Annotated in this window: 17 protein-coding genes and 1 other annotated feature; of the genes, 10 read left to right on the forward strand and 7 right to left on the reverse strand. The window is 37.7% G+C overall.

Translation table 11 applies throughout. The annotated features are described in order from the left end of the window. Positions 1–126: 126 nt before the first annotated feature. The 3 genes from CRI88_RS08720 to CRI88_RS08730 are packed head-to-tail and all read right to left on the reverse strand — an operon-like array spanning position 127 to position 4188. On the reverse strand, positions 127–1338 hold the full coding sequence (locus tag CRI88_RS08720) for an amidohydrolase (protein ID WP_036118775.1): 1212 nt from the start codon (positions 1336–1338) through the stop codon (positions 127–129). After that, the gene (locus CRI88_RS08725; protein ID WP_058845056.1) at positions 1335–2585 is read right to left on the reverse strand and encodes an amidohydrolase family protein; all 1251 of its coding nucleotides are present in this window, start codon (positions 2583–2585) and stop codon (positions 1335–1337) included. Before CRI88_RS08725 ends, CRI88_RS08720 begins: the two co-directional genes overlap by 4 nt. A 43-nt stretch (positions 2586–2628) precedes the next feature. Continuing rightward, positions 2629–4188 (reverse strand): glutathione ABC transporter substrate-binding protein, encoded by a 1560-nt coding sequence (locus tag CRI88_RS08730; RefSeq protein WP_036118773.1) that lies wholly within the window; start codon positions 4186–4188, stop codon positions 2629–2631. Between the two features lie 181 nt (positions 4189–4369). Between CRI88_RS08730 and CRI88_RS08735 the strand changes: the two genes are divergently transcribed. The 8 genes from CRI88_RS08735 to CRI88_RS08770 all read left to right on the forward strand — a co-directional run bounded on the left by CRI88_RS08735 (position 4370) and on the right by CRI88_RS08770 (position 12664). Next, positions 4370–5272: an ABC transporter permease gene (locus CRI88_RS08735; protein ID WP_058845055.1), complete on the forward strand. Its 903-nt coding sequence runs from the start codon at positions 4370–4372 to the stop codon at positions 5270–5272. A gap of 14 nt (positions 5273–5286) precedes the next feature. Beyond that, positions 5287–6207: a nickel ABC transporter permease gene (gene nikB, locus CRI88_RS08740; RefSeq protein WP_036118771.1), complete on the forward strand. Its 921-nt coding sequence runs from the start codon at positions 5287–5289 to the stop codon at positions 6205–6207. A gap of 14 nt (positions 6208–6221) precedes the next feature. After that, entirely contained in the window at positions 6222–7235 is a 1014-nt protein-coding gene (locus tag CRI88_RS08745; RefSeq protein WP_058845054.1) for an ABC transporter ATP-binding protein, read from the forward strand. Beyond that, the gene (locus CRI88_RS08750; protein WP_058845053.1) at positions 7232–8224 is read left to right on the forward strand and encodes an ABC transporter ATP-binding protein; all 993 of its coding nucleotides are present in this window, start codon (positions 7232–7234) and stop codon (positions 8222–8224) included. Before CRI88_RS08745 ends, CRI88_RS08750 begins: the two co-directional genes overlap by 4 nt. A gap of 37 nt (positions 8225–8261) precedes the next feature. Then, on the forward strand, positions 8262–9014 hold the full coding sequence (locus tag CRI88_RS08755) for a sensor histidine kinase (protein WP_058845052.1): 753 nt from the start codon (positions 8262–8264) through the stop codon (positions 9012–9014). A 38-nt stretch (positions 9015–9052) separates the two neighbouring features. Then, on the forward strand, positions 9053–9751 hold the full coding sequence (locus tag CRI88_RS08760; RefSeq protein WP_036118767.1) for a response regulator transcription factor: 699 nt from the start codon (positions 9053–9055) through the stop codon (positions 9749–9751). A gap of 4 nt (positions 9752–9755) precedes the next feature. Next, on the forward strand, positions 9756–11018 hold the full coding sequence (locus CRI88_RS08765; protein WP_058845051.1) for a hypothetical protein: 1263 nt from the start codon (positions 9756–9758) through the stop codon (positions 11016–11018). A gap of 464 nt (positions 11019–11482) precedes the next feature. Continuing rightward, positions 11483–12664, forward strand: a complete 1182-nt coding sequence (locus CRI88_RS08770) for a NupC/NupG family nucleoside CNT transporter (RefSeq protein WP_036118765.1) — start codon at positions 11483–11485, stop codon at positions 12662–12664. A gap of 137 nt (positions 12665–12801) precedes the next feature. Here CRI88_RS08770 and leuS read toward each other — a convergent pair whose 3' ends face one another. The 4 genes from leuS to CRI88_RS08790 form a co-directional block, all read right to left on the reverse strand. Further along, positions 12802–15219: a leucine--tRNA ligase gene (gene leuS, locus CRI88_RS08775; protein WP_058845050.1), complete on the reverse strand. Its 2418-nt coding sequence runs from the start codon at positions 15217–15219 to the stop codon at positions 12802–12804. Positions 15220–15306: 87 nt separating this feature from the next. Beyond that, positions 15307–15517: a binding site (T-box leader), on the reverse strand. A 66-nt stretch (positions 15518–15583) separates the two neighbouring features. Then, on the reverse strand, positions 15584–17326 hold the full coding sequence (locus CRI88_RS08780) for a SulP family inorganic anion transporter (protein WP_058845049.1): 1743 nt from the start codon (positions 17324–17326) through the stop codon (positions 15584–15586). 56 nt (positions 17327–17382) lie between these two features. Continuing rightward, entirely contained in the window at positions 17383–17730 is a 348-nt protein-coding gene (locus CRI88_RS08785; protein WP_036118762.1) for an ArsR/SmtB family transcription factor, read from the reverse strand. A 146-nt stretch (positions 17731–17876) separates the two neighbouring features. Then, positions 17877–19055 carry an MDR family MFS transporter gene (locus tag CRI88_RS08790; protein ID WP_036118761.1) on the reverse strand — a complete coding sequence of 393 codons (1179 nt, stop codon included), beginning with the start codon at positions 19053–19055 and terminating at the stop codon, positions 17877–17879. Between the two features lie 236 nt (positions 19056–19291). On the opposite strand from CRI88_RS08790, the gene CRI88_RS08795 reads away from it, so the two are divergent. Both CRI88_RS08795 and CRI88_RS08800 read left to right on the forward strand, forming a co-directional pair. After that, positions 19292–20248, forward strand: coding sequence for a tRNA modification radical SAM protein MnmL/YtqA (locus CRI88_RS08795; protein ID WP_036118760.1), 957 nt, complete (start codon positions 19292–19294; stop codon positions 20246–20248). Further along, positions 20245–20820 (forward strand): tRNA 5-(aminomethyl)-2-thiouridylate-methyltransferase MnmM, encoded by a 576-nt coding sequence (locus tag CRI88_RS08800; protein WP_058845048.1) that lies wholly within the window; start codon positions 20245–20247, stop codon positions 20818–20820. The genes CRI88_RS08795 and CRI88_RS08800 overlap by 4 nt, the downstream gene beginning before the upstream one ends. Positions 20821–20865: the final 45 nt, after the last annotated feature.

Below are 20865 nucleotides of genomic sequence, written 5' to 3' on the forward strand. Positions count from 1 at the left end.
TGGGTCAACTATTAAAAATCTACTTCCCTTTCCTTTATTAATCTTTTCTATTAAAACATAAGTATAGCAAACTAGAAATCTTCTAGTTTGCTATCATATCTAAATAAGGGGGATTTAGATTTATACTTAGTTGATAAACTTACCATTTGACATAACCACTCGGTTAGATGGTTTACGTGCAATGACCTCAGCACTTGATACTGCGTCAAAGAATACAAAGCTTGCTTCGTCTTTCACATTCGGCCAAACCTTTTGACCATTTGCATCTAATGGTGTTACACCATTTGTAATATATTTTAATGTTTGTCGAATAGAGCGTTCATCTAGCTTACGAGAAATATCAGCAAAAGTAGTCGCTTTTTCTAAAATATCTCCAGAGCCATTAGGACTCCAAGAATCATAAAAGCCATCGCACCCAAAGTGGACATCTACTCCGTGCTCTGTTAGTAAATCAATTGGTGGAATTAAACGTCTTAAATCGAATGGCACAGTAGACATAATTTTCACTTGCTGTTGTGCGAGACGATCAGCGATTTTATGCTGTTCCATAACGGATACATCCCCAAGTGAAAATGCATGACTAATCGCCGTTCTACCTTGATATTGTGCATCCTCAACGATATCTATCCATTTATCGATTGTATAATACCCAACATGACCACCATCATGGAGGTGAATATCAACATCTACATTAAACTCCTGTGCGATATCCATCACTTCATAAAGAGAAGGCTCAATTGAATTATCAATCCCTGCTGGATCTAAGCCGCCAATCATCGTTGCCCCATTGCGTAAGGCTTCACGCAATAATTTAGGGACATCATCTCTTAGTAAGCCATGCTGTGGGAAGGCAATGACTTCTGACGTCACGACATCTTTATATTCATCCAATGCCGCTAGTACACCTTCTAAATTTTTCAAGCCAATGTAAGGATCAATATTAACATGGGTACGAATATGGTTGGCGCCATTCTTAACGATTTTCTCAATCATTGCAGCTGCACGTTGTTTACCTGTTGTAGCAAGAACGGATAACTCTTGTGCTTCACGATCAAGTCGTTCCTTTAAATTTTTTACGGGTACACAAGCCTTCCATGGTAAAGTTAAGTATGTTTTATCTAAATGATTATGCATTTCCTTAAAGGCAGGTAATAGCAGCTTCCCGTTCATATTTGTTACTTCATTTGGAGAATCGATTACCTGCGTTGCTGGTACAATTTGAGAAATATAGCCATCTGTAATTTCAAGGTTAAAAAGCTCCACTTTCGTACCAACTGTATCATTTTCTTTTACATATTCTCCTGTTTCAAGTAGAACATTTGTAAGCCAGTGCTTCATCTGAATTCTCCTTTCAACTCTCCTACTTCCTGTTGGTGAATAATTTTGCCCTGTGAAATAACAGTAGAAATTGGGCATCTTCTTGCTATAACATGAGCAGTGCTAACGCCATCTACTAACAGCATATTGGCTTTATCACCAGCTTGTGGCCAAACACGTTCTCCCACGTCGTTCAAAGGTGTGATACCACCAGAAGCGTATCTCCAAGCACGACTTAATGAATATTCGTCGATAAAACGGAATCTCTGTGCCATCACATTTAATTTCATAATCGTATTGCCCGTACCGTATGGTGACCAATGGTCTGTTAAACTATCATGTCCTACAGAAACCTTTACACCATTGTTATAAAGATAAGGCATTGGTATTGTTGAACGATTCAGGTCTGTTGGTACAGTTGTTGTGACATCCATTTGTACAGCAGCCATCGCCTGTACTAAATCTTCTAATCGTGACTGTTCTAAATCCGCAAGTGCCATCGCATGGCTAATTGTCACTTGTCCTTCTTTTTTCGCCTGTTTCGTTAACTCGATTAGCTTATAAAATTCAAATTCACCAAGTGTGTTAGCTGTATGAATATGAATATCTATTCCTGCATTATAGTCTTGGGCAATACCCATCGTTGTGTGCAGTGATTTCTCAATATTGCGATCTACAATGGATGGGTCAACGCCCCCAACGAGCGTTGCACCCATTGCCATTGCTTCACGGATCAATTCTTCCACATTGGAGCGTAATAAGCCATGTTGTGGAAAAGCCACAATCTCATAGGTGATTTGATCTTGGTATTTTTCTAATACTTGCTTTGTGATGTCAATGTGTTTTGTCCCAATTTGTGGGTCCACATTACAATGTGAACGAATATGTGTATGTCCTTGGGAAATAAGCCACTTCACCATTTCCTCTGCTCGATAAGCAGCCGTTGGTAATTGCTTTGGTAATAGCGTTCTTTCTTCTTCAATACGCGTTAATATCCCTTTAGTAATGGGTCTTGGTGCTTGCCATTCCCCACCAAAATACGTTTTATCGATATGGATATGCATTTCTCGGAAAGAAGGGACTAATAGTTGCTTTTGAGCATCCACTACTTCTACGTCTCCATCGGCCACTATATTGTTATCCACTTGTTGAACATGCCCATCTACGATTAGGACATCATAAATACCTGTACGAGTTGCAACAATATGTTCATTTTCGTGCTCATATGCTTCTTCTAATCTTACATTTTTCAGCAATAGTTTACTCATAGTTTCCTCCCAATTGGTATTTTTTATCTTTCACCAAATTCGATTATTCTACAATTTCAACGCCACCGATTATTGTGTAGTTAGATGCGTCTAACCAGAAACCTTTTACAGCATTGCTGTAGACTGCTAAATGCTCATAGTTACGAACTGGAATGTATACAGCTTCATCTAACTCTATTTGCATTGCCTTTTTGTAGATTTCATTACGTGCTTCTTGATTTGACTCAGAACGCCCTTGCTCAATTAGCTTGTCTACCTCTGGATTTGAATAGTAGAAATGGTTGCCTGGAGGTCCCATAGAAGCCGTGTGGAATAGATTAAATTGATTATAATCAGCATCCCCAGTAGCATTACCCCAACCACTAATAAATATTTGGTGCTGTTCTTTCGTGATTTCAGAAATAAATGCACCATACTCCATTACTTGAATTTCAACATCTAATCCAATACCTTTTAATTGAGATTGAATAACCTCAGCCATATTGATACGCTCTTTACGGTCACTTGTCAGTAATTTAACTTTTGTTCCTTCTTTAACGCCAGCTTCTTTTAGTAACTCTTTTGCCTTTACTACATCATAGTCATATGGTTTTGTTTCACTAGAATAACCAATAATTTTAGGACTCATTGCCGAATTTGCAAGTGTACCTACATTATCATAAATACCACTAATAATTGCTTCGCGGTCAACTGCATAACTAATTGCCTGACGTACTTTTACATCTAATAATAGTGCATCTTTCACATTGAAACCGATAAATTCTACTGCAAGTCCTTCGGCACGGAATAAATTCATCGTTGAAGAATTTTCTATGCGGTCAATCTCTGTTACGGGTACTTGTTCAGCGATATGTGCTTCTCCACTTTCAATCATTGCTAAACGAGTAGAGTCCTCTGGTACGACTTTAAATGTTACTTTATCTACTTTCGGTACAGTGCCCCAGTAATCTTTGTTTGTATTTAATGTAATTTCTTGACCAGATTTCCAATCCTCGAATACAAATGGACCTGTCCCTACTGGATGTGTTGCTAATTCATCAGCCGCTTCCGCAATAGCTTTCGGGCTGATCATACTACCTTCTTGACTTGCTAAAATAGATAAAAGCGGTGCATATGGTTCTTTTAACTTCAACGTGACAACATACGTATCATCTACCACTGCTTCATTAATCATTGATAATTTATCACGTTGTGGTGAACCAGTTGCAGGATCTAAAATACGATCAAATGTAGCTTTAACAGCCTCTGCATTAAAATCTGCTCCATCATGGAATTTAATGCCCTCATTTAATGTAAATGTCCAAGTGACATCATCTTTTTGCTCCCACTCTTTTGCAAGTAATGGAACAATTTTGCGATCTCTATCAAAAGCAACAAGTGTTTCATATATTTTGCCATGGATAATATTCGCTGACGGAATATCTGTAATAAAATGAGGATCAAGGCTTGTCGCATCCGATGCTCTTAAAACAACTAATTCTCCTCCTACACTTTTTGATCCCTCCTTAGAACCTTCTGAACTTTGATTACTTGCAGTTGAACATGCCTGTAAAACAAGTACGGTAATGAGTGTCATAAATAAAATCAACTTCATTTTCTTCATAAACATTTCCTCCTTATATGATTTGATCCTTACATTTCGAATTATAAAGAAATAAAATTCACTTGTTTTTTAAAATCTTTACATGTTTTTTAAATTTTCTGACTAATACTCCATTAATCATTTACATTCTTTACGCTTTTCACTAAATTGAAAACAAATCAAATAGAAAAGGAGATTCGATATGGATAAAGTAACTACTACTATCGATCATTCTGTTTTAGTGAATGCACGCAAGGCCTCTAGAAAAAAGAATCTTGTCTCTTTCCTAAACAAAATAAAAAAAAATAAAGCGGCGGTCGCTGGGGGCATCATCATTCTTCTCTATATATTGATGTTTCTTATCGGACCTATTCTAGCACCTTATGATCCTTACGACGTACAGTTAGATCAAAAATTACAAGGGCCAAGTTTAGATCATCTAATGGGCACCGATGACAAAGGACGAGATATTTTAAGTCGAATTTTATATGGTTCACGCTTATCCATTGGAGTTGGTATTTCAGCTGTGTTATTTGGTGGGTCGATTGGCACATTCCTAGGACTTATCGCTGGTTATTATGGTAAATGGATTGATTCTATTATTAGTCGAATTTTAGATATCATGCTTGCCTTTCCAGGTATTTTATTAGCTCTAGCTATTGTTAGTGCATTAGGGCCAAGTCTAATTAACGTCACAATTGCAGTAGGTTTTTTCTCTATCCCCATGTTTGCTCGTATCGTACGTGGCTCGACAATGGAAGTTAAAAAACTAGAATATATCGATGCTGTCAAAACACTCGGAGCAAATGATATGACGATTTTAATTAAACATATTTTCCCGAACATTTTATCACCGATTATTGTACAAGCATCTATGCGTTTAGCAACGGCTATTCTATCTGCGGCAGGTCTATCCTTTTTAGGATTAGGGGCACAGCCACCATCTCCTGAATGGGGTGCCATGCTATCAAACGGAAGAGATTTCTTATTTACTGCTCCTTATATGGCGCTATTCCCTGGTATTATGATTTCCATCCTTGTTTTAGGATTTAACTTATTTGGCGATGGTTTACGCGATGCGCTAGACCCAAGAATGAAAAATTAAAGGAGAGAAGACACATGACATTATTTATCATAAAACGGCTCGCTCAAATTATTCCTGTGACCCTTGGTGTAACGCTTGTTGTTTTTTTAATTATGCAAATGATCCCCGGTGATCCCGCCATTATTTTAGCAGGAGAAGGAGCTTCTCAAGAAACGGTTGAAGAATTACGTGAAAATTTAGGGCTTAATAAACCATTAGCTATCCAATATACAGATTATATTAAAAATCTTGTACAGGGAGATATGGGGCATTCGTTAAAAAATAAACAACCTGTATTTGAGGAAATTACTGCACGTTTACCAATTACAATTGAGCTAGCCTTTTATAGTATTTTAATCACTATTATTTTGGGGTTGATTGCCGGCATCATCTCAGCAATCCGTCCATATTCGTTTATGGATGTTGGACTAATGATTGTCGCCTTATTAGGGATTTCCCTACCAAGTTTTTGGTTAGGTATTTTATTGATGTATGTTTTCTCTGTACAGCTACACTGGCTTCCTGTAGCAGGTTGGGATAGTGCCAAACATATTATTCTACCAGCGGTCACACTAGGTGCTGGTGGCGCTGCAATCGTTGCGCGTATGACTCGCTCTAGTATGCTAGAGGTTGTGAACCAAGACTATATTCGAACAGCGAAGGCGAAAGGTTTAAAAGGCTATATTATCATTTTAAAACACGCACTACGCAATGCCTTAATTCCAGTTATTACAGTTGTAGGCTTACAGTTTGGTAGTTTACTTGGGGGAACAGTATTAGTAGAATCTGTGTTCGCTGTCAACGGCTTAGGACGAATGATTGTAGATGCTATTCGTACACGAGATATACCTGTTGTTCAAGGCGGCGTTCTCGTAGCCTCATTAATATTTGTTTTCATTAATCTTTTCGTAGACATATTATATCGAATTTTTAATAAACGAATGGATTTAAACTAGGGAGGGAAAAAGCGATGAAACAAAATACCGTGTTAGAAGTAAAAAATTTACAAACTTATTTTTATTCGAGTGAAGGCGTTGCCAAAGCTGTGGATGGTGTTTCCTTTATACTTCAAAAGGGAGAAACGCTAGGCATTGTTGGTGAATCTGGTTGTGGGAAATCAATGACCTCCCTATCGTTACTTCGTTTAGTACCGTCACCTCCTGGTAAAATCATCAACGGTGAGATTTTCTTAAATAATACAGATATCTTAAAATTATCAGATGAGGAATTACGCAAAATTCGAGGCAATAAAATATCAATGATTTTCCAAGAGCCTATGACAAGTCTAAATCCTGTGTTATCCGTTGGGGAGCAAATTGCTGAATCTATTCGCTTACACCAAGGTTTATCACGTAAAGAGGCATGGCAAAAGGCCGTCGATATGATCCGTCTAGTGGGAATTCCTGCACCAGAAAAAAGAGCGAAGCAGGAGCCGTACCAGTTAAGCGGTGGGATGCGTCAGCGCATTATGATCGCAATGGCATTAGCGTGTACACCCGATGTTTTAATTGCAGACGAACCTACAACGGCACTTGATGTAACCATTCAGGCTCAAATTATTGAAATTATACAAAATCTGCAAAAGCAATTAGGCATGAGCATTATTTTCATTACTCACGACCTAGGTGTTGTAGCAGAAATTTGCGATAAAATTGCTGTGATGTATGCGGGGCAGATTGTAGAAGAAGGCACAACAGAAAGTCTTTTTGAAAAACCGTTACACCCCTATACAAATGGATTAATACAATCATTACCAAAGCTCTATGAAGAGCAAGAAGAATTATCTACTATTCACGGAACTGTTCCAAGTCCATACAATTATCCGGTTGGCTGTCGTTATGCAGAACGTTGCCCATTTGCTACAGATTTATGTCATGAACAACAACCTGAGCTTATGACTGTGGAGCACGAGAAAAAAGTAAGATGCTGGATGTACAGTAAGGAATGGCAGGGAGCAACACTTATGGAGGAGATGACCATATGATAAAAGAGCAGCAAGCACAGCCACTATTACAAGTAAATAATTTAAAACAACATTTTTCCTTAAAAAAAGAAAAGCTCTTCGGTCCTCAGCAAATTGTAAAAGCTGTGGATGGTGTTTCCTTTGACATTATGCCTGGTGAAACACTTAGCATTGTTGGAGAATCTGGCTGCGGAAAATCAACGACGGGGCGTTCTATTTTAAGATTAGATGAACCTACTTCTGGAGAAGTAATGTTATTTGGTAAAAACTTAGTGAATATGAACAAAAAAGAGCTACGTGCTGCACGCAAGGACATCCAAATTATTTTCCAAGATCCGTATGCATCCCTTAACCCACGAAGAACCATTCGTAAAATGTTAACAGAGGCCATGTCTATTCAAAAAATAGTACCACCTGAACAACAAGAGGCACGCATGATTGAATTAATGTCGCTTGTTGGATTACGTCCTGAATACTTAGAGCGCTATCCACATGAATTTTCTGGTGGTCAGCGTCAACGTATCGGAATTGCAAGAGCTCTTGCAGTCAATCCTAAAATTATTATTTGTGATGAATCGGTTTCTGCGCTAGACGTTTCTATTCAAGCACAAATTTTAAATTTATTAAAGCAGCTACAACGGGATTTAGATTTAACATTTTTATTTATCTCGCACGATTTAAGTGTTGTTCGACATATTTCAGATCGTATCATAGTCATGTATCTTGGAAAGGTTGTCGAAATTGCTGATAAGCATTCCCTTTTCACACAGCCATATCATCCTTATACAAAAGCATTATTTTCTTCTATTCCAGTAATCGACAAACAACATCGCAAGGAGCGCATTATTTTAAAAGGAGACCTACCGTCACCTCTTAATCCTCCTACTGGCTGTAGCTTTCACACACGTTGTCCATTCGCCACAGAGAAATGTAAAGCAGAAGTTCCAGCATTACGAGAAATCACCGCAACACATAAGGTAGCTTGCCATTTTGCAGAAAATTTAGTTTAATGTATCTTACACTTATAAAATAAATGGAGAGATCATTATGTTACAACTAGAAACCTTCAACATATATATTCTCCTATGTGTAATTGCTCCAATTATTGGAGCTTTTCTGCTTACTTTTATATTTATTTTCGAAAAACAAATCGATAGCCTTGAGGAAGAAAAGAGAAGTTTAGAGCTCAAGCAGGATTTACAACGAGCGAATATTCTTCAGTTAAATCAGCAAATACAACCACATTTCTTTTTTAACGCATTAAATTCATTGCTAAGCCTAGCCCGCATCAATCGTAAGGAAGATTTGGTTGCGGGTATTGAGGCCTTAGCAACGTTTTTTAAATTTAAATACAATAATCATGAGGTTTTAATCACGTTAAAGAACGAGATACAATTTATGGATAGCTATTTAAATATTCAACAGTTACGCTTTGGACATCGTTTGACGATTCATAAGGATATGGATGATGAAGCTCTATCTGTACAAATACCTCCATTTATTTTGCAGACCATTATTGAAAATGCATATAAACATAGCTTTGAAAAGCATATAGGACCTGCTGAGTTATCCATTACGATTAAAAAAATGGACAAGATCTTATTAATAGAAATAAAAAATACACAGCCTTTAGAAAAGATAGAAACTGCTATTGAACAGCTAGAAGATGAATTACAGCAAGGTTATGGTCTTGAAAATATTAGACAACGGCTTGAGCTTATTTATGGTCTCGAAAATGTTTTATTTTCGATTCAAAATAATGAACAGTTTTACACAGTTACAATTCACGTTCCCGCTTAGCCCTTCTATCAATTTGAATGTGAAAGGAGAATCTCACCATGCATATTTTAATCGCAGATGATGAGCCGTTAGAGCTAGAGCAAATGATTTATTTATTAAAACCGCATTTCCCTAATTGGACATTCCATACTGCTCAGGATGCCTCACAAGCTCTGCAATTAGCTAAAAAACACCGTATGACTATCGCCTTTTTGGATATCCAAATGCCTGGGAAAGATGGTATCACTTTAAGCAAGGAATTAAAAGAAATGTATGAAATAGACATCATTATGGTAACTGCTTATCAGACCTTCGAATATGCCCAGCAAGCATTGCGTATCGGGGTAAAAGATTATCTTACAAAACCTGTTATTGCTAGTGAATTAGATGCGATTGTGGAGAAATATAAAGTATGGAGCTCCAACCATGATGCGATTCAAAGTGCGCTTTCCTATATCCATGAAAACTATTATGAAAAGCTCGGTTTAAATATTATTGCAGAAAAGATCCATTTGAATCCAAGCTACTTAAGTCGTAAATTTTTGGAGGAGCAGTCTATTGGCATTAATGAGTATATAAATAATTACCGCCTCGAAATGGCCGTGAAGAAAATAAATGAAAACCTGGACGCAAGCATGTCTGCAATCGCGGAGAGCTGTGGATTTAATAGCCAACACTATTTTAGTGTGGCCTTTAAGAAAAAGTATAATCAATCGCCACGTCAATATAAATCCGCTAAAATGAGTAAAGGTATTTGATAGTATGTTAAAAAATTATTCATTGCTCGTACCATTTGCAAGTTTAAGCACAGCAGCAGGCGTCATCATTCTTTTAGCAAGATGGATTAACGGTAATTTATTATTGTCCTCTCCCTCAGCTCTTATTTCTTATGGCTTTATGGCAGGCATTTGTTATACATTAGCAACAGCTATTTCGTTTATTGTAGTGAGCTCCTTGTTAAATAAAAGGAATTACAAGCAAAACCAGCATACACAAAGCTTTTTACTCTTTACCATACAACAAAAATTGAGTGGTATGAATTTAAAAGTGATACGACTGTTTTACCTTTTGACAAGCATTGAACTTTGGTTAATTCAATTAATTAGCATTAGTGTCTTGTCTGAAATCATGTTAAATATCCCGATACCCATTACGCTTTTTTTATTTCTAACCGGTATGTTACTGCTTGATCGCATCATGTCTGTGAAAAGTATACTTTGGCTAGAAATTTTATTTATCATCGCCCTGTTTTCATTACTTATTTTTATCCCTATTTACTACTTTGTACAAAATGGAGCAAGCACCGTTTATGAAGGCATTCGCTTATACCACCCTTATTTATTTTATTTTAAAAATAGCGAAATCCTCCTGTTCTATGTCATTATTCAATTAGCCGTTTTAGGACAAGTACTTTTCGATAAATCAACATGGTATTTAATTGCATTTATCAAGCCAAAAAAAATACGTCGCAGCCTATTTTCATCAGGTGTGATTTTAGCATTATTAACATTATCCTTTACAGCTATTTTAATGATTGCTTTATACAGTGGCTCCTTTGGTCAGTTTCAAGTGCTAATTTTTACGTTCTTATATGAAGTACAGCCTGGGTTTTTGACATTCGCTTTCCTTGTCATTGTCCTGTTAGCCGTTGTGACGTCCTTGCTTGTAGATATGCGTGCAACAAAACGATTTTTTATGAAGAAAAGACCCTATTATTTTTACTTAACTGGACTTATGGTCATTTTACTTACCTTTTTCTTATCTATCAATTTAACGATTTTAGGGGTTATTTATTCTTTCGCGTTCCTGCACATTACCATACTGCCGTTTATGTTAATTCTTTTATTTACGAATCGCCGTATTCATAAACATAGTTGGTTTGTCATACTGCTATCTATCCTCATAGGAATTGGCGTTGCCCTAAGCTTCAATGCACTTTACGGATTAGCAACTAGCTTTATGATCTCTAGCATTTATCAATTAATGCTTCAGACCGATACTATAGAAAAAATGCCTGAACCCTAAAATATATGGAGGTCAGGCATTAGTCTGTAGTTAACTAAATATATGTCTTTTATGTTTTCGTCAATAATGATTAGGTAAAAAAATACATCCTGAATACCTTCTTCTGCATCTTTAAATAACACCACTCGTACGTTTGCCACAATGGTCAGAACTTCCCAAACACGCCTTACACTTTCACTTCCCTAGTTGGTTTCCTACGTTTTCATTTACACATTGGTCATAAAATTTTAAAAACTTCACACAATAAAAAAGTGTTTTGACATGAGCTTTTCTTGTTATAGAGCTGTATTTATCGTATTCGTATGCCCTGTTGCATACTTTTTTTCTATTATCTATTGAATAACTAGCAAAAAAACTGTTATAGTGAGATTGTTTGTCTGACGTCTGACTAATTAAGATCTTTAGCTGTTCTTCTGAATTTAGAACATCAGGACAAACTATTACACATACTTATGGAGGAACTTATGAGATACTTAATATCCTTTTGTGGATTGTTACTTGTTTTTGCCCTAGCTTTATTAATGAGTAAAAACAAAAAAGAAATAAAATATAAATATATAGTGGTGATGTTAATCATCCAATTTTTATTGGCAGCTCTACTACTCAATACGACAATTGGTTTTGTTTTAATCAAAGGAATCACCAAAGTATTTGATCATTTATTGTCTTACGCAAATGCAGGGATATCATTTGTTTTTGGTGGATTAGCAAATGAAGGAGAGTCTCCGTTCTTCCTAGCTGTATTATTACCGATTGTCTTTATATCAGTCTTAATTGGGATTTTGCAGCATTTTAAAATTCTCCCTTTCTTCATGAAATGGATAGGATTACTGTTGAGTAAAGTAAGTGGAATGGGGAAATTGGAATCCTATAATGCTGTTGCTTCCGCAATGGTTGGACAATCGGAAGTATTCATTACAGTTAAAAAACAATTAGATAAGATTGCGCCACAGCGTATGTATACATTATGCGCATCCGCGATGTCGACCGTCTCGATGTCAGTTGTTGGCGCGTACATGACGATGATTGAACCAAAGTATGTCGTAACGGCGATTGTGTTAAACTTATTTGGTGGTTTTATAATTGTTTCCATCATTAATCCGTATACCGTAAAAGAAGAGGAAGATATCTTAACCATTGAAGATGAGCAGAAGCAAGCTTTCTTCCAAATGCTTGGTGAATATATTATGGATGGCTTTAAGGTAGCCATCATTGTTGGAGCCATGCTAATTGGTTTCGTAGCATTAATGGATTTAATCAATTCATTGTTTGATATGATTATCGGTGTTTCTTTCCAAGAAATATTAGGCTATATTTTTGCACCAATAGCTTTCCTAATGGGTATCCCATGGGCAGACGCTGTTTCAGCTGGTGGAATAATGGCCACTAAATTAGTAACGAATGAATTTGTTGCTATGATCAACCTTGGCGACGTCTCAGAGTCCATGAGTGAACGTACACTGGGCATTATTTCGGTATTCCTTGTATCCTTTGCCAACTTTTCATCCATCGGTATTATTTCCGGAGCAGTTAAAGGGTTGAATGAAAGACAAGGTAATGTCGTTGCTCGTTTTGGCTTAAAGTTATTGTACGGAGCCACACTTGTCAGTATCCTAACAGCTATTATTGTTGGATTGATTATTTAAACATCATCATTTGAACTGCACTCCGATAGTTATGGAGTGTAGTTTTTTAAATTATCCACTATAAACTCTTCACGAAAAATAAAAAATGTACATCACTAAAATTTCATTTAGTAATGTACATTTTAATTTATGTCTCTTTATTTAACGACAATATTGACAAGTTTGCTTGGAATAACGATAATTTTCACTAGGTTTTTTCCTGCCATATATTCTTGTACTTTTTCATCAGCAAGCGCTACTTTTTCGATATCCTCTTTTGAAGCATCTTTCGCTACGACGATTTTTGCACGGACTTTACCAGCCACTTGCACAGCAATCTCCACTTCATCATCCACAAGCTTCGTTTCATCGTATGTTGGCCATTGCTCGTAAGAAAGTGTTGAATCGTGGCCTAATAGCTGCCATAGCTCTTCTGCAATATGCGGCGCCATTGGTGCTAGCATTTTAACAAAGCCTTCCGCATACTCTGCTGGAATAACGTCAGCTTTATAGCAATCATTGATAAATACCATCATCTGTGAAATAGCTGTGTTAAAGCGGATACCTTCGTAATCCTCTGTCACTTTTTTCACTGTTTGGTGGTATGCTTTTTCAAGTGTTTGATCGTTAGACACTTGAATTTTTGATGAAATGGCACCATCTTCTTCATTAACAAATAGACGCCAAATACGATCTAAGAAACGACGTGCCCCATCTAAACCATTTGTTGACCATGCAACAGATGCCTCTAATGGTCCCATGAACATTTCATACAAACGTAATGTATCGGCACCATGTGATGAAATGATTTCATCTGGGTTTACAACATTACCTTTCGATTTAGACATTTTTTCATTACCTTCACCAAGAATCATACCTTGGTTAAATAATTTATGGAATGGCTCTTTCGTGTGAACAACACCTAGATCATAAAGAACTTTATGCCAGAAGCGAGCGTAAAGTAAGTGCAGTACTGCATGCTCTGCTCCTCCAATATAAATATCTACTGGTAACCAACGTTTTAGTAACTCTGGATCTGCAATCGCCTCTGTATTTGTAGGGTCGATATAGCGTAAGAAGTACCAGCTAGACCCAGCCCACTGTGGCATTGTATTTGTTTCACGGCGACCCTTTTTGCCTGTCTCTGGATCTACAACATTCACCCATTCAGCAATATTAGCTAATGGTGATTCACCAGTACCCGATGGACGGATATTATCTGTTTTTGGAAGCACTAATGGTAATTCTGATTCTGGAACAGGTGTGATCGTGCCATCTTCCCAATGAATCATTGGAATTGGTTCACCCCAGTAACGCTGACGTGAGAATAGCCAATCACGTAGTCGATAAGAAATTTTCTTCTCTCCAACGCCTTTTTGCTCTAACCATTCAATTGCTTTCGCAATGCCATCTTCTTTATTTAAACCATTAAGGAATTCAGAATTAATATGTTGACCATCACCTGTAAATGCTTCTTTGCTAATGTCCCCACCCTCAAGTACAGGAACGATGTCTAAACCAAATGCAGTCGCAAATTCATAGTCACGTTCATCATGTGCTGGCACCGCCATAATAGCACCTGTACCGTAAGACACTAACACATAGTCAGCAATCCAAATCGGCGCTTTTTTCCCGTTAATCGGATTCACTGCATAAGCACCTGTGAATACGCCTGTTTTTTCTTTTGCTAAATCTGTGCGCTCAAGATCCGATTTCATTTTCACGTTTTCTAAATATGCCTCAACAGCTTGACGTTGCTCAGCTGTCGTTATTTGTTCTACCAATTTATGTTCAGGCGCAAGTACACAATATGTAGCACCAAATAATGTATCTGGACGTGTTGTGAAGACCGTGAAGTTTTGATCTGAACCATCAATAGCAAATGTTACTTCTGCCCCTTCTGAACGACCAATCCAGTTGCGCTGCATATCTTTAATAGATTCTGGCCAATCAACTTCTTCTAGGTCGTCGATTAAACGATCAGCATATGCAGTAATTTTAAGCATCCATTGTTTCATTGGTCGACGTTCTACTGGATGCCCACCACGCTCTGATTTCCCATCAATTACCTCTTCGTTAGCCAATACCGTACCAAGCGCTGGACACCAGTTAACAGCTACTTCATCCACATAGGCTAAACCTTTTTTATAAAGCTGGATAAAAATCCATTGTGTCCATTTATAATACTCTGGATCCGTCGTGTTAATTTCGCGATCCCAATCATAACTGAATCCTAGCTCTTGAATTTGGCGTTTAAAAGTTGCAATATTTTTAGCTGTAAATTCTGCTGGGTCATTTCCTGTATCGAGTGCATATTGCTCAGCTGGTAAACCAAAAGCATCCCAGCCCATTGGATGTAATACATTGTAGCCTTGCATACGTTTAAAGCGTGATAAAATATCTGTCGCTGTATATCCTTCTGGATGTCCTACATGCAGTCCAGCGCCAGATGGATATGGAAACATATCTAATGCAAAAAATTTAGGCTTCGCTGTTTCATTTTCAGTTTTGAATGTTTTGTTATTAGCCCAATACTGCTGCCACTTTTTTTCAATTTGTAGATGATTAAAACTCATTCTTTTTCCTCCTTCGATTGAATCATGTTGCTCTTCATCATAATTGACAAAATATTTAAAAAATAAAAAAACTCGTCCCTTTCTTATAGAAGGGACGAGAGAATTTGTACTCCCGCGGTACCACCCAAATTAGTGATTACACTCGGCTCAAGCTTCCTTAACGCGGAAGAAACGACACACGCTGTTTCACGCGGGCAGACTCAGAAGGCGAGTTCAACTTGCTTTCTTACTAGCTCCCACCAGCCGCTAGCTCTCTAAAAAGAACGACAAATTTACTATTCCTCATCACAGTCTTTACATGATATTGCATTTATTCTAATGGAAAGTATTGAAAAGCACAAGCCTTTGTTTACAGACTAACCCATTACTGAAGAATTAATTCCTTTTCTTCCTTAGATTTTGATAAATCCCTACATTCATGAAAAGCAAAATGCTGGCATCCGATGCATTTCTTTGTGTCCAAATAGCCGAGAGCCTTAGTAATCGCTTCTCCAGTATGCTGATAAAAATGATGCGCTCCAATCTTATCGTAAATACCATTGTGCTGAAGAGCTATTTTTAAATCACCTTGCACACCTGTTACCAGGATTTTACCACCCTGTGCTGTAAAGTTTTCAATAATATTGCTAAAATATGCTTCACCAGTGGAATCCATAAAGGGCACTTTCCCCATTCGCAATATCAAAACTCTTGGTTGCTGATGCAAAGTGCTTTCAATTTTTTGTTCAAACATTTGAGCAGCTCCAAAGAACAATGGTCCTTCAATTGTATACATGCTAATTTGCGGACAATCATGCTGCTGGTGAACGACATGGGGCTGTACCTTCCCACTTTTGTTTGAATGGTCTGGGAGTACCTTTGTCACAACAAGCTTTTCACTCATGCGTTTTGCAAATAATAGCACAGCTAATACAAGCCCTACTTCCACTGCTAATGTGAGACTTGTAAACACCGTTAATAAAAAGGTAATCAATAACACTAGCGAGTCACCCGATTTTAATTTCACAATATGTGAGAAATGGTGTCGTTCGCTCATATTCCAGGCTACAACCATCAATACAGGAGCCATACTTGCTAATGGAATATGAGACGCATATGGTGCTAATAGCAATAATGTAACTAAAACAAATACTCCGTGTATGATACCTGACATAGGCGATACTGCACCTGTTTTAATATTAGTTGCAGTCCGTGCAATAGCACCTGTAGCTGGAATCCCCCCGAACAAAGGCGTCACGATATTAGCAATTCCTTGACCAATCAGCTCTCGATTACTGTTATGCTTACTATTCGTCATCCCATCTGCAACGACTGCCGATAGTAGTGACTCTATGCCCCCTAGCATGGCGATGACAAACGCTGGTCCAATAAGCAGTTGTAGGCGTTCAAAGGTGATATCAGGTATAGCAAAATGAGGCAATGAATTCGGAATTTGCCCATAAGCTGTCGCGATCGTAGCAACATGTCCTGTAAAGAGGAAAGTGGCCACAAGTGTAGAAACAACAATACCTGCTAATGCTCCAGGAACCTTTGGAAAAAACTTCGGCGTCATCAGTATTGTCACAAAACAGATAACAGCCGTCAAAATACTATACATATTGGTCGTTCCAAGCTGCTTCATAATTTCTTGTATATTGGCAATAAAATACTCATGTCTTTTAACATTTGTTAACCCTAAAAAGTTGGCAATTTGACCTGTAAAAATAATAACTGCTATACCTGCTGTAAAGCCAACTGTTACAGGGCGAGGAATAAATTTAATTAAAGATCCTAACTTAAAAATGCCCATTAAGCAAAGCATAATCCCAGCCATTAATCCTGCAAGTAATAAATCCTCATAGCCATAGGTAATGACAATTCCTAATAAAATCGGTACAAACGCCCCAGTTGGCCCACCAATTTGATATTTCGATCCACCAAAAAGAGAAATAAGAATACCCGCAATACAGGCGGTATAAATCCCATATTCGGGTTTCACCCCCGATGCAATGGCAAAAGACATGGCAAGTGGAATAGCGACGATCCCAACTATAATTCCGGATAATAGATCCTTCTTGACGTGATGAACAGAATACCCTTCAAAGCGTCCTGTAAACAGTGACTTCATAGATAAATCTTCCCTTCGAAATAATAAGCAAAGCATAATTTTTCAACTTCTTTGATTTACTTATTGCCTTCGTCACCTTCATTGCTCGTCATTTCCTCTAATCTCGAAATGGTGTTAACTAAATGGTTATTGAAAATATCCTTTGCCACCCCAAGTAATTCACCAATCATCGGATCACTTAAAGAATAGTAGACTTTTTTACCTTCCTTCACACCATAAACGATATTTTTGGCGCGTAATACACTTAATTGCTGAGAAACAGCAGAACCCTCTTTCTCTAAGCAATCTTGAATCTCATTGACACTTTTCTGACCTTCTACAAGGAGTTCCAGTATTCTAATGCGTAACGGATGTGCTAATGCTTTAAAAAAATCCGCCTTAAATTGTTGTAAACCCTCTTCCATAAAAAACACCCTCCACATTACTACATATTCAAATATTTGAATATGTATGATTGTAAGCCTGTATCGATTATTTTTCAATAGCTTCAATAAAAAAAGAGCAAAACCAAGTGCTGATCACTCGTTTTTGCTCTCTTCCTTGCCCACTATTAATCTGCAACGATATTATTCTTTTTTAAAGGATAATCATAAGTTAAACATGGAATAATAGCCAACAGCACAACGACCACTAAAGTTAATACAAGAGGTATCATGCCAAATTGATCCACCATTATCCCACCGAATAATGGCCCAATCATCCGACCACCTGTCGCTGCACTATTGATAATGCCCTGATAGAATCCTTGTCGACCTTTTGGTGCGAGCTGATTCGCGATGGTTGGTAATGCTGGGGTATAGAACATTTCACCAAACGTTAAAACAAGCATCGCGGCTCCAAACATTTTAAAATCACTCGCAAAGGCGATGATTCCAAACGATAGGGCAATCAGAATTACACCAAATACGAGCTGACGCTTTAAATTGTTTTCCCATCTTTTCACAAGCGGTGCAATGAGTGGCTGACCTACAACTATAAGCAAACCATTTATTGTCCAAAGTAAACTATATTGCTTTAACCCTAAGCCTAAATCTTGAGTATAGGATGAAATAGTAGCACTCCATTGAGAATATGCAAGCCAACATAACACTGAGGATGCGCTAATAATTAACAAAGCATAGAATGGTGCTTTGTTAACAATTCGTTTACTTTCACTGACGACATTTTTAGGGGCAATACTGCCTGCCTCTAAACGTTTAAATGTAAATAAAGCAATAAAAAAGAATAAAATATACATGCCTAAATTCACTTTAAAAACATAATCAAATTGATAATCAGCCACTATACCCGCAAGAGCAGGGCCAACTGCAACACCAACATTCTGTGCCAAATAGATCGCATTAAAGGCTTTTCGTCCGCCCTCAGGCCATGCAGCCCCTGCTAATGCGAACATACTTGGAAAAACGATGCCCCCACTAAAGCCTAGTATCGTTAAAAACCACACATAATGTGGCCAACCATGCCAAATTGTTAAGCCTATTAATGAAGCAATCGTTAGCAGGATGCCAAACATAATCGCCTTATAGCCACCGATTCTATCAAATAAGTAACCACCTAATAGATTGCCCAATACTCCAGCAGCAGAGTTGAGCATTAAGACAAAACCAGCCATCGCTAAAGTTTTCCCTAAATAATCATGCATATATATGGCATTTAAAGGCCATAAAAAAGAGTTACCTGTTGTGTTCACAAGCATTCCAATAAGTAAAAACCAAACACGTTTTGGCATATGATGACCTCCATTATTTCGCCTCTCTAAATAGCTAGTTTATGCTGAAAACCTTAAAAGCACAAGAAAAATAATTTTACCCTTTTTACAAGTATGCCATCATACTTTAACTAAGTTTTAAAAGTCTTTTTCTTGTTTTCATTACAATTTTTCTTCATTGATGTAACGATCAAGCCCTTCCCCCATGACGGAACGAAAAGCACATGATAGAATAAAGCGTTAGAGGAGTGAAATAAATGACAGAAACGAATTTTCCTTTTCCTTCAGAAGGAAAAAGGTATTATACATGGAATCGCTATTTACGTGATCAATTCGGACATAAAGTATTTAAAGTCGCATTAGACGCAGGCTTTGATTGTCCAAACCGTGATGGCACAGTCGCTTTTGGTGGCTGTACATTTTGCAGTGCTGCAGGCTCTGGTGATTTTGCCGGTAATAAGGTAGATCCAATCGATGTACAATTTGCTGAAATCCGAGACAAAATGCATCAGAAATGGAAGGACGGCAAATATATGGCGTACTTCCAAGCCTATACAAATACACATGCCCCACTGCCAGTTTTAAAGGAAAAATTTGAAGCTGCTTTAGCACAAGAAGGTGTTGTTGGTCTTTCCATTGCTACTCGCCCTGATTGTTTGCCAGATGATGTCGTGGAATACTTAGCAGAGTTAAACGAGCGTACGTATTTATGGATTGAGCTTGGTCTTCAAACCGTGCATGAAAAAACAGCGAATCTGATTAATCGTGCCCATGATTATGCAACCTATGTGGAAGGCGTTGAAAAATTGCGCAAGCACGGCATACGTGTTTGCTCACATATCATTAATGGCCTGCCTCTTGAAGACTATGACATGATGATGGAAACTGCTCGAGCAGTAGCACAGCTAGATGTCCAAGGCATAAAAATCCACTTACTACATCTACTAAAAGGGACGCCAATGGTGAAGCAATATGAAAAAGGCATGTTAGAATTTTTAGATCAGGATGTCTATACAAAACTAGTAGCAGATCAATTAGAACTTCTCCCACCTGAAATGGTCATTCATCGTATTACCGGCGATGGACCGATTGATTTAATGATTGGACCAATGTGGAGCGTCAATAAATGGGAAGTATTGAATGGTATTGATGCCGAGCTTGAACGTCGTGGCAGCTGGCAAGGGAAGTTTTATAAGGCTGAGGTTACAAAATGAAACTACAACGTGTTTTACAATATGCACAGCAGCTTTTAAAGGACAGTATAGATGAGGGAGATACGGTCGTCGATGCTACTGCTGGAAACGGTCATGATACATTGTTTCTAGCACAGCTTGTGGGGGATAATGGACAAGTTTATGCCTTTGATATTCAAAAAGAAGCGGTTGATGCAACACTCCTTCGCCTTTTAGATCACGGTTTAGAGCATCGTGCACTGGTCCTTAATAAAGGGCATGAAGACGTAGCACAGTATGTACACAAGCCTGTAGCTGCAGCCATTTTCAACCTTGGCTATTTACCTGGCAGCAATCATGACATTATTACAAAGCCCGCTACAACGACACAAGCTATTGAGGATTTACTAAAGCTTTTGAAGGTTGGCGGCCTAATCATTCTTGTTATTTATCATGGTCATCCTGGTGGTAGGGAAGAACGAGATACGGTCATGGACTATGTTAGTAGGCTTCCACAAAAACATGTACATGTCTTAAAATACGAGTTTCTCAATCAACAAAATGATCCACCTTTCGTTATTGCGTTAGAGAAAATGAAAGAATTTCCTATTTAATACATGACATGCAAAAGGCTATCTACTAGTTTAATAGAAACTAGT

The sequence above is a fragment of the Lysinibacillus fusiformis genome (genome assembly GCF_002845985.1).
In the GTDB taxonomy this organism is placed as follows: domain Bacteria; phylum Bacillota; class Bacilli; order Bacillales_A; family Planococcaceae; genus Lysinibacillus; species Lysinibacillus fusiformis_D.